The following is a 13,811-nucleotide window of genomic DNA, read 5'->3' as shown; positions in this document are numbered from 1 at the left end:
AGATATGACGAGACGACTGATAGCAGTCGCCCTGGCGCTGGGTTTGCCAGCCATCGGTATGGCAGGGGAGTATGACCTTACGGTTGACCGGGTAAAGATCGATACCGGCGATTTCGTCAAGGAAGGCATTGGCTACAACGGCAGCTCGCCTGGCCCGACCCTCCGGTTCAAAGAGGGCGAGGACGTGGTGATCAACGTCACCAACAACCTGAAAGAGACCACCTCGATACACTGGCACGGCCTGATTCTGCCGTTTGAGCAGGACGGTGTGCCTGGCATCAGCTTTCCCGGCATCCAGCCGGGTGAAACCTTTACCTACCGATTCCCAGTGGTGCAGGCAGGTACCTACTGGTACCACAGCCACTCCGGTTTCCAGGAACCGAATGGCGCCTACGGGGCCATCATTATCGAGCCTGAAGGTCGGGAGCCGTTCCGATATGACCGCGAGTACGTGGTGCAGCTGACCGACAAGCACCCGCATTCCGGTGACCGCATCATGCGGAATCTGAAGTCGTCGCCTGACTACTACAATCGCCAGCAGCAAACGGTGATGGATTTCTTTACCGAATCCCGTGAGCAAGGCTTCATGGCAACCCTGCGTGATCGCAGGATGTGGGGCCAGATGCGGATGATGAAAGCGGATATTGAAGACGTGCAGGGCTTCACCGGACTGATCAATGGCAAAGGGCCGGAGCAGAACTGGACGGGGCTGTTCAAGCCCGGTGAGCGGGTGCGCCTGAGGTTTATCAACTCCTCCGCTATGACCTACTTCGACATTCGTATTCCTGGCTTGAAGATGACGGTGGTCCAGGCCGATGGCAATAACGTCCAGCCGGTGAATGTGGACGAGTTCCGGATTGGTGTGGCAGAAACCTACGATGTGATTGTGCACATCCGTGACGAGCAGGCCTATACCATCTTCGCCGAGTCCATGGGCCGCTCCGGCTATGCCCGTGGCACGCTGGCACCCCGCGAGGGCATGGTGGCTGAAGTGCCGGAACTGCGCAAAGCGCCGATGCTGACCATGGCGGATATGGCCGGCCACATGGACCATGGCGATATGGACCACGGCTCGATGAATCATGGCGGTATGGACCATGGCAATATGAGCGATGGGGCGATGGATCACAGCAACATGAACCACGGCAGCATGAACCACGGCAGCATGGATCACGGTTCCATGAACCACGACTCCATGAGTCAGGGTGGCATGGATCATTCGGCCCATGGTGCTGGAATGCCGGAAGACCCCTTCTACGCCAGCGGCAGTGGCTTGCTTCCAACGGCCAGTAATGGCGGTAAGTTTCTGTCTTACTCCGATCTCCGGGCTCAAAGCCCGCTCTATGAAGAGCGTGAGCCGACCCGTGAAATCGAAATGCGCCTGACTGGCAACATGGAGCGTTACGAGTGGAGCATCAACGGCGTTAAGTATGAGGATGCTGACCCAGTGGTGCTGCAATACGGAGAGCGGGTCCGGTTCAAGTTTGTGAACGAAACCATGATGACGCACCCGATGCACTTGCACGGCATGTGGTCAATCCTGGATGTCGGGGCCGGTAAGTGGAATCCGATCAAGCACGTGATCAGCGTGGCGCCGGCTACCACGGTGTATATGGAAACCGAGGTGGATGCACCGGGTGAGTGGGCGTTCCATTGCCATCTCTCCTATCACGCAGCGGCCGGTATGTTCCGCAAGATTGTGGTTGAGGGCGGCCCGGATGAAGAAGTCGCCTCTGGCGATGCACAGGCCAAGGGAGGTGACGCATGAGAACGTGTAACCCATGGCTCGCCCGGATTTCTGCTTTGACACTGATGGGTCCTGCCGTCGTGTTGGCAGACGAGGCGATTGATGCGAACAGCGTTAACGCGTTCTGGGGTGTCAGTGCCGAAAAATTCGAGTACCGCTACAGCGACTCCGATGAAAAGCTGGCGGTGATTGAATCCGATGCCTGGTACGGCAGTGACGAGCTGAAATTCCGGTGGCAGTTCACGGGGGAGTGGGAGGAAGCCCACAACGCGTGGGAAACCCTGGAAAACCAGTTTCTGGCCCAGACTCCGATCAGTGAGTTCTGGGATGCCAAGGCAGGTATTCGCATCGATACACCGGAAGGCCCGGACCGGGTCTACGGTGTGATCGGGCTGACCGGTCTGGCGCCTTACTGGTTCGAGATCGACACCAACCTGTATGTCAGTGATGAGGGCGACGCCTCGGTGGATTTTGAGGCTGAGTACGAGCTGCTGATCACTAATTACTGGATTGTCTCTGCCACCTTCGAAACCTTGCTGGCGTTCTCGGAAGACCGGGAGATTGGCGTGGGTAAGGGTATAAACTCCACCGAGATGGGCTTGAGGCTGAGTTACGACCTGATCGACCGCTCTTTCTCACCTTATGTGGGCGTGGTCCATGAGCGCAAATACGGCGACACAGCCGATTTCGCTCGCGCCAGTGGCGGAGGTACCGAAGACTGGTTCGCGGTGGTTGGGGCGAGACTGGCCTTCTGATCACCGTTTTAACGGGCTCCGGGAATTCCTGGAGCCCGTTTTCCATCTACTATTTGATGTATGTCAGTTCCATCGAAATCCTTCGTCTCTTTTCAGTTTTAGTTCAGGTTGGGGTGCTGTAATAAAAGGAATTAACCTGGTGTAGAGGTGCAGCCCGATGACAAAAACACACAAAGCAACCAGTCAAGAACAGTTTCTGATGCACAGGAAACTGACAGTACAAGGCCTTGGCGAGCGGCAGTGGGAAGAGCTCATCCAAGAGCTCAACAATAACCCCGGCGTCGATTTTGCCGAGCGCAAATCCGGCAACCAGTTGCATGTCACCTATGATGGCACACATTACTCTACTGACGAGTTGATTGAGTTGATTGGGGCTCATGGCGGCGGCCTGAAGCCCGGGTGGTGGACTCGCCGGAAACTGGCTGGATATCGTTTTACAGATGAAAACGTCCGGGCCAATGCCAAGCATGTACCTGTCTGCTGTTCGAAAATGCCACCGATGAAAAAGTGACCGGAGGCTAAATGAGCAAGGAACAGGACAGAGTCACTCGCTACAAAAAAGGCAGCCTCACGCTGGCGGGTACGGTCATGCTGGGTACCGGTGTCATGATTGGCGCCGGTATTTTTGCATTGACCGGGCAAATGGCACAAATGACGGGTGCTCTGTTCCCGCTCGCGTTCCTTGCAGCGGCGGTGATTGTCAGCTTCAGCGCCTACTCCTATATTAAAATCTCCAATACCTGGCCGTCTGCGGGCGGTATTGGCATGTACTTGCACAAGGCCTACGGCAATCGGCTGCCAACCGCGTTTAATGCCTTGCTGATGTATTTTTCCATGGTGATTGCCCAGAGCTTTCTCGCGCGCACGTTTGGCTCCTACACCATGCAGCTTTTCGGAGGCGATGAAAGCGGGGGAATGGTTCCCATTTTGGGGGTATCACTGATTCTGGTGGCATTTCTTGTCAATCTTCAGGGCAACCGGATGATTCAGGGCGTGGCTTCCTTTATCGGGGTCCTGAAAATCGGCGGCATATTGATTTTTGGGTTGGTTGGTTTGTGGATTGCCGACAGCATTTCGGTCGATTTCTCGAGCCCGGGCGACGCTGGAGCTGCTGGTAATTTTCTGGGAGCTACTGCGCTCGGGATTCTGGCTTTCAAGGGTTTCACCACCATCACCAACAGTGGCTCGGAAGTTAAAGACCCGAAGCGAAACGTGGGGCGCGCCATTGTTATTTCCATTGCGGCCTGCGTGGTGATTTACACGCTGGTCGGATTTGCTGTCGCCAGCAACCTGTCATTGGCTGAAATTATCGAAACGCGAGACTACTCCCTTGCCGCTGCCGCGCGCCCGGCACTGGGGGAATACGCTGTCTGGTTCACCGTTGCCATTGCCATGATGGCTACCGCCGGAGGTATTCTGGCCAGCATTTTCGCGGTATCCCGGATGCTCGCGATGCTGACGGAAATGAAACTGGTTCCTCACCGGCATTTCGGCATGCCGGGTAGCATCCAGAAGCACACACTGGTCTACACTGTAGCTCTGGGGCTGATTCTGACCGCATTCTTTGACCTCTCCCGCATCGCGGCGCTGGGCATTGTGTTCTATCTGATCATGGACATAGCCATCCATTGGGGCGTACTTCGCTATTTGCGCGAAGATGTGCAGGCCAAAGCGTGGGTGCCAGCTATCGCCATTTTGCTGGATTTGCTCGTCCTTGGAGGCTTTGTCTGGGTCAAACTGAATACCGATCCGTTCGTTATCGGCGTGGCAGTTGTCACCATGATTGCAATCGCGGTAGTCGAGCAGATCTTCCTGAAAAAGTCTGAGAATTCCCGGCAATCGGGACATGAGAAGCCTCATGAACATAACCACTAATAACCAGGATACAACGAGGAGGGCAGGACCATGATGGAAGATAATATGTTTGGCCACACCATGTGGGCAGGGCATTGGCTGTGGATGCTGGTGATTGCCATCGTTGTTGTCATTCCGGCCTGGCGCATTTGCCAGCGCACGGGATATCCGGGGTGGATGGGTATCCTGATATTGATACCGATAGTGAACCTGATTCTGTTGTACATCATTGCGTTTGGAGACTGGCCAAGCAACAAAGACGGCGAAGGGAGGTCTTGATGGACAAGGCGAAAAATCAGGCACCGCAGGGACAAAGAGAACTTGAGTTGATTGTGCCGGGAATGGGATCAGACCACTGCGCCGGTATTATCAACAAGACGATCAGTCGCCTGGACGGAGTCAGTAATGTTCAAACCAACATAGCCAGGCACAGGGTGAGTGTACGCTCCTTCACGTCTGGCCCTGACGGAGATGCTGTAAGAAAGGCAGTGGAGGGGGCTGGCTACGATGTGGCTTCCGTCAGAGAGGTTGGCACCAGAACGTTCAAGGTGACTGTTCCGGGGATGGGGTCTGATCACTGCGCAGGCATCATCAAAAGCACACTTGGGCGACACGACGGCGTGCAGACCATTTCAACCAATATCGCCAACCACACCGTAAGCGTGGTGGTCGGCCCGGCGGGTCCTGCAGAGCAGGAGCTGAAGAAGCTGATCGAGGGCGCCGGATACGACGTTGCCGCTGTTGCGCTGGAGGGAGACACCAACCAGGAAGAAGACTCAGCCGTCGAGGAGGCTTACCTCAAGCTTGCCTTGCGAAGGCTCTGGATTGCTGCGGTACCGACCACGCTGATCATGCTGCTGATGATGCCGCATATGTTCTGGCAGCCCATCCCGGGCTATCTGGCGATTGTCGTCGTGCTGGCATTCCCCGTGGTGTTTCTCTTCGGCGGTGCCGCTACCCATAAGGCGTCCTGGCGCTCCCTGAAGAACGGCACCTTCAACATGGATGTGCTGATATCCATGGGCAGCCTGCCACCGTTCATCATTGGCCTGGTGGGCTTTGTCTATCCGATGACCTCCTTCATCGAGATGGCTGCCACCATCATGACCTTCCATGTGCTTGGTCGGTACCTGGAAGCAAAAGCCAAGGGCAAGGCCTCGGAGGCCATCCGGAAATTGCTCACCCTCGGCGCTAAGACCGCGCGCGTGGAACGGGAAGGGGAAGAGGTCGAAATTCCCGTGAAGGATTTGGCTCCAGGCGACATCATGATTGTCCGGCCCGGTGACAAGGTGCCCACTGATGGTGAAGTGGTGGATGGTGAGAGTCATCTGGATGAATCCATTGCCACTGGCGAGTCTGTCCCGGTATACAAAAGCACGGGAGACACGGTTATTGGTGCCACCATCAACAAGGAAGGTCGCCTGAGAGTCAAGGCTACCCGTGTTGGTGGTGATACCTTCCTGGCCCAGGTGGTGAAACTGATCGACGAGGCTCAGGGCTCCAGGGTGCCAATCCAGGAGTTTGCTGACCGCATGACCGGTCGCTTCGTGCCGCTGGTTCTTGTTATTGCCCTGGGCAGTCTTGTGGTCTGGCTGTTCGCCGCTGATACCCTGCGCCCAATCCTTGAATGGGGTGCCGGATTCCTGCCCTGGGTAGATCCGGCGGCGGCGACGCCGGTGCTGGCGATCCTGGCGGCGATTGCGGTGTTGGTGATTGCCTGCCCGTGCGCCCTGGGACTGGCAACGCCAACGGCCCTGATGGTGGGGTCAGGTATTGGTGCCGAGCGCGGCATCCTGATTCGCTCGGGAGAGGCTATCCAGACCTTCAAGGACATCAAGGTCATGGTGTTGGATAAAACCGGAACAATTACCCGGGGAGAGCCAAAACTCACGGAAACCGTCGTCGCCTCGGGGATAACGGAAACCGAACTGCTGGAGCTTGCGGCTGCGGTAGAGAATGCCTCTGAACACCCCATCGCCCGAGCGATCGTCGACGGCGCCCGGGAGCGGGGCGTAAAGCCCGGTGATGTATCTGACTTCCGGTCCACCGGTGCCCGGGGCGTGTCCGGAACCGTGGCGGGTCAGACGGTGCTGATCGGTAACCGTCTGCTATTGGAAGAAAGCGGTGTGCAAGGGCTGGACGCCCTGGACCAGGCGCTTCAGGACCTGGAGGGCAAGGGCAGAACCGCCGTCATTGTCGCCCGCGACGGTCAGGCCTGCGGCATTGTCGCGGTTGCCGACACGCTCAAGGACGAATCCGTCGCGGCGATCAAAGCCATGCACGAGCAAGGGCTGCACGTCGTCATGATTACCGGTGACAACGAGCGGGCCGCCAACGCCGTGGCCAAAGAAGTCGGTATTGATGAGGTGCGTGCCGGCGTGTTGCCCGAGGGCAAGGTGGACGCCATTCGGGAACTTCAGGAAAAATACGGCAACCACGTCGCCATGGTGGGTGACGGCATCAACGACGCCCCGGCGCTGAAACAGGCAAACGTGGGCATTGCCATAGGCGCCGGCGCGGACGTAGCTATCGAAGCTGCTGACGTCACTCTGGTTCGTGGAGAACTGTCCGGTGTTGTCGACGCCATGGTGTTGTCACGTGCGACCTTCAAAAAGATCGTTGAGAACCTCCTATGGGCCAGTGGATACAACGCTGCGGCTATTCCTATCGCCGCGGCGGGGCTGTTGCACCCGATGATCGGTGTGGTGGCAATGACCGCCAGCTCGCTGTCCGTCATTGGTAATTCGATGTTGCTGCGTCGGCGTTACGATAAAGTGCGCCGCTAACATGGTGAACCGTGGTTGGCGTCGGGTCAGTTGATGTCGATACGATCAATTGTCGGCATGTTGCTTGTCACGGTGTTATGGGCAATCTGCTTTCCCTTTATCGTGGTGGGTCTTCCAGACGCGCCACCCTTGCTTTTTGCGGCGTTACGGGCATTGCTGGCGGGTATCTGCCTGGTTCTGATCGCCCTTGCAAGGGGCGGTCGCGTCCGATACTCCCCCCCGACAGTTTTTTGTGTTGACGGCTATCGGCTTCAGTTACACCGGTATGGGGCTTGGCGGGATGTTTCTCGGAGCCGGAGAATTGGGCCCCGGGCTTGCAACCGTTTTGGCAAACGCACAACCACTTTTTGCAGCTGTGTTGTCCTATTTTTTCATCAGGGAAGTTGTGAGCGGGCGTCTGTTTGCCGGATTACTCATTGGCTTTATCGGTGTTGTGGTGCTCGCAGCGCCTGACATGGAAGTAAGTAACTCCAGATTCATAGGATCGGTTTATATTCTTGGTGGCGCCGTTGGTACTGCCATTGGAAACGTACTGCTTAAATACCAGGCCGGCAGCGATGATATCTACTGGTCAATGGGCATTCAGCTTGTAATTGGTTCAGTTTTTCTGGGTTTTGCTTCTGTCATCCTGGGCGAAGGCATGGACATTAACTGGACCTGGTCGTTTGCCACCGCTGCTTTAATGCTGTCCATTCCCGCTACGGCACTGATGGTCGTGTTGTGGTATGCCCTGCTGGCAAGCGCTCCTTTGAACAGTCTCAATTCGTTTACCTTTCTTACGCCGGCCATAGGTGTTGTTATCGGGCTACTGTGGTTTGGGGAAACCTTCACTGTTGTGGAAATCACCGGCATTAGTATCACAATTATTGGTCTGATTATCGTCATGAAAGCACCGGGCGAAGGCGGGAGGGTGCGCGAAGTTCGTCCAGGAATTGATTGAGATCAACTCTTTTTCCAAGCTGACTGAAGTGTTCAGTTTGAATTCAGACTTCTGTGATTACCTAGACTTATCACTTGGGTTTAGGAGCTGGTAAGTAAAAATTGCTTGTCACAGCTTCAGGAGAATTCGTTATGGAATTTAGCCGTCGATATTGGATTACGCTTTCTTTCTTCGGTGTGATTGCTCTGGTTCTCCTTTGGGGCGAGCACAAGGTTCATATTCTCGGCGCACTGCCGTGGTTGATTCTCCTGCTGTGCCCGCTAATGCATATATTTATGCACGGAGGCCATTCCGGACATCAACATGGTCCGAAAAAGGAAGATCACCATGAGCAATGAAGCAACTGACTACGGGCTCTGGAGTCTCGTCGTCCTGAACTCTGCTGTTTTTATCTTTTTTGCGTTCAGCTTTTTCAAGCCTAAAACTAAGCGCGACTGGCGCTCGTTTGGTGCCTTTAGTGCGTTTCTGGTCGCGTTGTTTACTGAAATGTACGGTTTCCCGTTACTAATTCGAAATAAAGTAAGCGAACATTGCCCGGAGATATAAGCCAAATCCGGATGGCCAAAAAACGATTTCAATAGTCGTGGCAATTTTTGCAAACGTCGAAGCTGCCGGTAAACAGTGCTCCGAAGTTGTTCTTTGCTGTTAATGATCTTTTTACCGACGTGATGGTATTTGATATAGCCCCAAACAGACTCGTCAGGATTCAGCTCCGGCGAGTACGGCGGCAGGAAGAACAACCTGAGCTTGCCGTCGAGACTCTCAACATAGTCTCGAACCCGACGAGCATGATGAACCGGGTGGTTATCGAGGATCAGGAAAACCGGCTTGTCAACGTCTTGCACCAGAGCCTTGAGGAAACCAAGAAACGCATCGGTGTTCATGTTGCCCTGAATGGTCTTAAAGCGAAGCTCGCCGCGAGGCGAGATGGCCGAGATCAGATTGATGCTGAAGCGACTGCCCGTATTACGGATGATCGGAGTTTCACCCCTGGGTGCCCAGGTGGTGCCACTGTGATAATCAGACCGAATGCTGGCTTCATCGCCGAAATAGATGGTGGCGCCGACTTTTTTTGCTTCCTTGCGAATTTCCGGGTAGGTCTCTTCTTTCCATTGTTTCACGGCCTCTGGCTTTTGCTGGTAGGCCCGATGCAGGGGTTTCTGAGGCGTCAGCCCCAGGTTTCGAAGCAGACGACCGACCGAGACATCGCTTAACCGGACGTTGAACTTTTGCCGGATGAGCTCACGCACTCGGCCCCGAGTCCACAGGGCAAAATCAAACTTCAACTGGTCCGGCGTAAAGGTCGTTATCCAGATATACAGCTCCCGGATCTGAGCACCGCTCAGTTTCTTGGGACGACCGGAAATCTGCTTGGCCTTGAGCGCGTCAAAGCCACCCTCGCGGTAGGCAGCCAGCCATTCATAGATTCGTGCTCGGCTCATCCCCAGCGCTTTGATGACGACTTCTGGACTCTCGCCATCCATGACCCGTTGAACGGCGCGAACGCGAATGGCTTCTAATGTTTTGTGATCAAGTTTACGACCGTCATCGTGGCGCATGTGTGTAAATATCCGATAAGCTTGGCGAACGGAGCCTACATTATAAATGATGTTCGCTTACTTTCGAACCCATTAGTAACTATTTACTTCCTTGCGGGCTGGTTACAAAGCAGCTACCCAGATGTTGACTGGTTTTCCCATGACAGCGGGCATTTACTGGAAATGTTGTTTGGGTGGCAGGGTTCTCCCCACTTCGGGCCATTCCATTTGCTGAGTACCGCTTTCATTGCGGGTGGATTTTATCTGATGTGGGATCGTAATAAAGTCGGTAACAACATAATAAAGTTGGTAACTTACTAATAGAGTTGGTAACTCGTTTCCGGTGTCCGCTTGGTCAAACCGCTCATCAAAAAATGAAGAGAGTAACCGGATCAACGAATGCCGCTTCATGGGATTCGATGCTGGTATGCCTTTGGAGTCGGCTCGACAAAAAATAACTTTATAAGTACGCACTGTTACACAGAAGCTGAAATCCTCTCCTAGTATTTTACCCACGACGGCACTGCTTCAACGCCTTTCAGAAGGTGGTAGCCGTTAGGGACTAAACGAAAACACGGAGGCTTTAAATGCTAAGACTATTTGTCTTATTCGCGTCTTTATTATCCATTGCACTCATATCCATCCAGACACATGCGAGCAACAACGGAACTGCTGCTTGTGAGACTCTTCCAGAACCTTTTCGTCAGCTTGCAACAATGACGTTAGACCCAGCCGTGGGGAATCCCCCTCAAACTGGGCTCTGCCACCGTGTTGCTAATGCTGAAAAGCACTACGCAAAAGAGGCTGACGATAAGGCGATTCAAGAGCTGGAAAAATATATCGCAGGCGTTAGTAAGAGAAGCGGAAAATTTATTGGGGAGAGTTACGCGGCTGCATTGATATCTGAAGCCGAGAGAGTCGTTTCCATTATTTCTGGTAACTTTGAACCAGAGACATTGGCTATAAATGGCGGTGTGTTCGGCTTCAACGATAAGGCACCTATCGGCGGCGCAATCGTTAACGTTAGCTTTATCGAGTCGGGATCTACGTTCACAGCCACCACCGATAGCAATGGTCTGTTTTCAATCTCAGATCTAACGGAAGCTGGAGTTTACGTTGTAGACGTAACAACTCAGGATGGAAGAACAGGCAGCGCTCAAGGCAGTTTGCTTGAAACCGAAAACACATCTTCTGTACTCGTTACTGTTGACCCCGCAGGTAGCAGTGCCATCTACGGAACTGTTTATGATGAATCTGGGCTGCCTGCTCCCGCCGCTCTGGTAACAGCTATCTTTCCCGATACTGACCGAAAATACTCAACAATCTCGTCAAGCGATGGATCTTTTGCACTGACGAATGTCCATGGAGATGGAACTCTGATTCTCGTTGGCTTCAAAAACGATACTGGTGCTAGCGGATCCACCACTGGAGTCCTGTCGAGTTACTCCTCCCAGATCACGCGCAACCTGACAATAACTGCGCCTCAGACTGTAAATGCCGAGTTCCTGAATAGCAATTTCGAGAATGGCCTAGAAGGATGGTCTACGGAAGGCTCAGTCACCCTCATTGACCGAAACCTTGTTTTCACCACACCGGACTCAGGCAACTAAGGGAGATTGAGTAATATGGATATCATGAAGAAAGTGGCGCCAAAGTTAAGCGTCGTGATCCCTTGCACAGCAGTGATGCTTCTCGCCGGTGCGCAAAGCGCAGCTGCAGCTGGCTGTCCGGTAACCCAAGCGGCTGTTGTCAGCAATGCTGGCTCGCAATCAGCAAAGGGTACCTTGAGTCAGGCGTTTGTTGTTCCACCTGCTTACGAGCAAGTCTCTGGCCGTCTTCGGTTTCTTTCTAACGAGTGGCCGCAATACTACGGTACAGAGTATAATGACACTTATCTCGCACGTTTAACTGCGCCCGGTAAGGTCGAAATCATAGCGAACGGAAACGTCAACAGTTCTACCTGGTCATCAGGTCTGCTTGGGTATAACGGGGCTACGCCTGAGATCAATTACAACACGGATCTTTCCGGGCTGGTAGGCACGACGGTACAGCTAGCGTATGAAGTACAGGATGTAGGGGATACGATCGTAGACTCGGCCCTGGCCGTGGACGCCGTGCAGGTCCTCCGTACAGAGCAATTTGTGCCCGTCGAAGGACAAGGTGGTGCATTGACCGGCGATGCTACGATCAGTGGATCATTTGGCCAGGCGGTTAAACTGACATTCACTAACCAGAACCTTCTTGGCACGACAATATCTGTCAAGGATACTGACCCGCTTGGACAAACGAAGGAGTCGATTATTCTGCCTCAGCAGAGCGTCACCTTCACTTTTGTAAACGGTGGGGACGAGCCTATGGGATGGAATTTTGAGGTATCGACCAATTCCGATGCATTCATAGTTTCATATGGCATCGAATCTACCTGGACTGACGGGATGCCACCCAATCCATGCTTCTAAGACTGTTTGTTTTGACTCTCGTCATTATCGGATCGGCTTGTAGTACTCAGTCGCAGCAAGCACATGCTCAAGAGAGCGATGCGGTCACAATCAATTTGACTGGGGACGCGATTGAGGCAGCCGTTCTTTCGGAAGGAACACTTTGGCTGAAACTCACACCAAGTGGAAGAAACCAATTGGCCACCGCGACGAAGGATAACCTGGGTAACCGAGTAACGATCCACGTTCTTGACCATCAAGCGTTATCGCTAATGGTCGTTCACGAACTCCCAATGGAGAAGCTGGTAATCAAGGCTCCATCACCAGAGCTAAAAGCCGCAATAGAACCCTATCTGGTAAAAACGAGATAGAAACTTTAAACGGGGGCAATTTCTGCCCCCGAACTCCACTTGCAGTTCCAAAGATTTTTGAAAGGTTGAGATCAAACCACTAGATCTTTGGAGACACTCGTGCAGACATAAGTCACTCAAATGCGTCATCCCCAATATTTCCTTCAGCCCTTCAGCTATGGATCACACGTGGAACATGCCTTCATGATGGAAAGGAACGGAGGCGAGCAATAAGACTCAGCTGAGAGGCAAAAACGGAATAGGATTGGAATTTGGTGCCAGTCAGGCTTTTAATAGTTACTGACTTTATTATTATGCAGGGGGCAGCCATTCTAGTTAAACCTACCTCAAAGTTACCGACTTTATTTCCATCGCATCGGTTCTGAGGGGAAAATACGCCCCCTGGAGAGACTTTTAGTTACCAACTTTTTTACGATCCTACATCTGATCGCGGCCGGTTGGCGCACACTGTACACCGCTCAGAAAGAGAGCAAACTCGCCACCAGTGGGCTTTATGCCTGGGTTCGTCATCCGCAATATGTCGGGTTTGCACTGATCATGTTTGGCTTTCTCCTGCAATGGCCGACGCTGCTTACCCTGGCAATGTTTCCGGTACTCCTATGGATGTACTCACGTTTGTCCATTCATGAGGAGAAAGATATCGAGAAAGAGTTTGGGGAGGCGTGGCGCGACTATGCGGCTAAAACACCACGGTTTATCCCAAGTTTCCGGGATTTTCGACAACGGATTTAGCTTCATGGCCAGGGCGCTGAATTGGCATCGCAACGACGTGCGTTCAACTTAAGGAGAGTAAGCCATCATGGATATCAAAAGCTTTGGTGAGTTGATCGAGTGGACCCGAGACCTGCACACGCATCTGGCCCAGTGTCTCGGGCACTGCGCCACGCGGCATGAGGAGGAAAGGGCAGGAGTGTTACTGGAGTATCTTGCATCTCACGAATCGGAACTTGCACGGATCGTCGAAGAGTTTGAGGGTCAGAGTGCCAGTAACACACTGGAAACACGGGTCTATGACTACCTCAGACACAATCCGATAGAAACACACCGCACCTGCGACGAGCCATACGCCAAACTGGATTTCCAGGGAATCTACCGCGAGGTTATGGATTTCCATGAGCAAGTCATGAATCTGTACAAGAATCTTTTGGGTAAAGCGGAAATCCCGGAAGCTCGAGAGTTGCTGGAAGGACTACTGGAGATGGAAACGAACGAGTCTATGCGCCTGGCCCGGCAAATAGGACGGATGGACGATCTGTGATTCATTACAGGCTTTCCTGCTTTCTTCTAATTGTTTTGTTTTCTGCCCCTCTTCTGGCGAGCACGACTTCGGCGGTTTCTTTAATTGAACGCATGGAGCAGTTGCTTTGGTCAGACAGTAGTCA

At 53.5% G+C, this 13,811-nt stretch carries 12 protein-coding genes and 4 pseudogenes; 15 read left to right on the top strand and 1 reads right to left on the bottom strand.

The genetic code is table 11. From position 1 onward, the window contains the following. The first annotated feature begins 4 nt into the window (after window positions 1-4). From FIV08_RS15410 to FIV08_RS19845, 10 genes and pseudogenes are all read left to right on the top strand, one after another. A complete protein-coding gene (locus FIV08_RS15410; RefSeq protein ID WP_152438969.1) occupies window positions 5-1,768 on the top strand; it encodes a copper resistance system multicopper oxidase in 1,764 nt (587 codons plus the stop codon). After that, entirely contained in the window at window positions 1,765-2,502 is a 738-nt protein-coding gene (locus FIV08_RS15405; RefSeq protein WP_083557511.1) for a copper resistance protein B, read from the top strand. Before FIV08_RS15410 ends, FIV08_RS15405 begins: the two co-directional genes overlap by 4 nt. A gap of 157 nt (window positions 2,503-2,659) precedes the next feature. Continuing rightward, window positions 2,660-3,013, top strand: coding sequence for a hypothetical protein (locus FIV08_RS15400; protein ID WP_058091910.1), 354 nt, complete (start codon window positions 2,660-2,662; stop codon window positions 3,011-3,013). A gap of 11 nt (window positions 3,014-3,024) precedes the next feature. Then, entirely contained in the window at window positions 3,025-4,377 is a 1,353-nt protein-coding gene (locus FIV08_RS15395; protein ID WP_152438968.1) for an APC family permease, read from the top strand. A gap of 30 nt (window positions 4,378-4,407) precedes the next feature. Next, entirely contained in the window at window positions 4,408-4,635 is a 228-nt protein-coding gene (locus tag FIV08_RS15390) for a hypothetical protein (RefSeq protein WP_058091911.1), read from the top strand. Further along, on the top strand, window positions 4,635-7,142 hold the full coding sequence (locus tag FIV08_RS15385; protein WP_152438967.1) for a heavy metal translocating P-type ATPase: 2,508 nt from the start codon (window positions 4,635-4,637) through the stop codon (window positions 7,140-7,142). The genes FIV08_RS15390 and FIV08_RS15385 overlap by 1 nt, the downstream gene beginning before the upstream one ends. 33 nt (window positions 7,143-7,175) lie before the next feature. Next, window positions 7,176-7,307: pseudogene (locus tag FIV08_RS19910) on the top strand (EamA/RhaT family transporter); the annotation flags it as partial. A 67-nt stretch (window positions 7,308-7,374) separates the two neighbouring features. Continuing rightward, window positions 7,375-8,082 carry a DMT family transporter gene (locus FIV08_RS15380; protein ID WP_267313109.1) on the top strand — a complete coding sequence of 236 codons (708 nt, stop codon included), beginning with the start codon at window positions 7,375-7,377 and terminating at the stop codon, window positions 8,080-8,082. Window positions 8,083-8,213: 131 nt separating this feature from the next. Beyond that, window positions 8,214-8,420, top strand: coding sequence for a DUF2933 domain-containing protein (locus tag FIV08_RS15375; protein ID WP_058091913.1), 207 nt, complete (start codon window positions 8,214-8,216; stop codon window positions 8,418-8,420). Further along, window positions 8,410-8,592: pseudogene (locus FIV08_RS19845) on the top strand (isoprenylcysteine carboxylmethyltransferase family protein); the annotation flags it as partial. The gene FIV08_RS15375 and the pseudogene FIV08_RS19845, both read left to right, overlap by 11 nt. A 98-nt stretch (window positions 8,593-8,690) precedes the next feature. Here FIV08_RS19845 and FIV08_RS15365 read toward each other — a convergent pair. Next, window positions 8,691-9,641, bottom strand: a pseudogene (locus tag FIV08_RS15365) (IS630 family transposase); the annotation flags it as partial. A 566-nt stretch (window positions 9,642-10,207) separates the two neighbouring features. On the opposite strand from FIV08_RS15365, the gene FIV08_RS15355 reads away from it, so the two are divergent. From FIV08_RS15355 to FIV08_RS15335, 5 genes and pseudogenes are all read left to right on the top strand, one after another. Then, entirely contained in the window at window positions 10,208-11,230 is a 1,023-nt protein-coding gene (locus FIV08_RS15355) for a carboxypeptidase-like regulatory domain-containing protein (RefSeq protein ID WP_058091914.1), read from the top strand. 15 nt (window positions 11,231-11,245) lie between these two features. Beyond that, window positions 11,246-12,079, top strand: a complete 834-nt coding sequence (locus tag FIV08_RS15350; protein ID WP_058091915.1) for a hypothetical protein — start codon at window positions 11,246-11,248, stop codon at window positions 12,077-12,079. Then, window positions 12,070-12,429, top strand: a complete 360-nt coding sequence (locus FIV08_RS15345; protein WP_058091916.1) for a hypothetical protein — start codon at window positions 12,070-12,072, stop codon at window positions 12,427-12,429. The genes FIV08_RS15350 and FIV08_RS15345 overlap by 10 nt, the downstream gene beginning before the upstream one ends. Before the next feature lie 423 nt (window positions 12,430-12,852). Continuing rightward, window positions 12,853-13,161, top strand: a pseudogene (locus FIV08_RS15340) (methyltransferase family protein); the annotation flags it as partial. Window positions 13,162-13,228: 67 nt separating this feature from the next. Beyond that, window positions 13,229-13,687 (top strand): hypothetical protein, encoded by a 459-nt coding sequence (locus FIV08_RS15335; RefSeq protein ID WP_058091917.1) that lies wholly within the window; start codon window positions 13,229-13,231, stop codon window positions 13,685-13,687. The last annotated feature ends 124 nt before the right edge of the window (window positions 13,688-13,811 follow it).

Origin of the sequence: Marinobacter sp. THAF197a (assembly GCF_009363275.1) — a bacterium.
In the GTDB taxonomy this organism is placed as follows: domain Bacteria; phylum Pseudomonadota; class Gammaproteobacteria; order Pseudomonadales; family Oleiphilaceae; genus Marinobacter.
The sequence above is the reverse complement of the archived record's forward strand: the minus strand, read 5'-3'. Positions and strand labels throughout refer to the sequence as shown.

Bases quoted from the DNA above. Each gene is read 5' to 3' on its own strand.
- FIV08_RS15350 (WP_058091915.1), top strand. From the start codon at position 11,246: ATGGATATCATGAAGAAAGTGGCGCCAAAGTTAAGCGTCGTGATCCCT.
- FIV08_RS15405 (WP_083557511.1), top strand. From the start codon at position 1,765: ATGAGAACGTGTAACCCATGGCTCGCCCGGATTTCTGCTTTGACACTG.
- FIV08_RS15335 (WP_058091917.1), top strand. From the start codon at position 13,229: ATGGATATCAAAAGCTTTGGTGAGTTGATCGAGTGGACCCGAGACCTG.
- FIV08_RS15390 (WP_058091911.1), top strand. From the start codon at position 4,408: ATGATGGAAGATAATATGTTTGGCCACACCATGTGGGCAGGGCATTGG.
- FIV08_RS15375 (WP_058091913.1), top strand. From the start codon at position 8,214: ATGGAATTTAGCCGTCGATATTGGATTACGCTTTCTTTCTTCGGTGTG.
- FIV08_RS15410 (WP_152438969.1), top strand. From the start codon at position 5: ATGACGAGACGACTGATAGCAGTCGCCCTGGCGCTGGGTTTGCCAGCC.
- FIV08_RS15395 (WP_152438968.1), top strand. From the start codon at position 3,025: ATGAGCAAGGAACAGGACAGAGTCACTCGCTACAAAAAAGGCAGCCTC.
- FIV08_RS15385 (WP_152438967.1), top strand. From the start codon at position 4,635: ATGGACAAGGCGAAAAATCAGGCACCGCAGGGACAAAGAGAACTTGAG.
- FIV08_RS15345 (WP_058091916.1), top strand. From the start codon at position 12,070: ATGCTTCTAAGACTGTTTGTTTTGACTCTCGTCATTATCGGATCGGCT.
- FIV08_RS15355 (WP_058091914.1), top strand. From the start codon at position 10,208: ATGCTAAGACTATTTGTCTTATTCGCGTCTTTATTATCCATTGCACTC.
- FIV08_RS15400 (WP_058091910.1), top strand. From the start codon at position 2,660: ATGACAAAAACACACAAAGCAACCAGTCAAGAACAGTTTCTGATGCAC.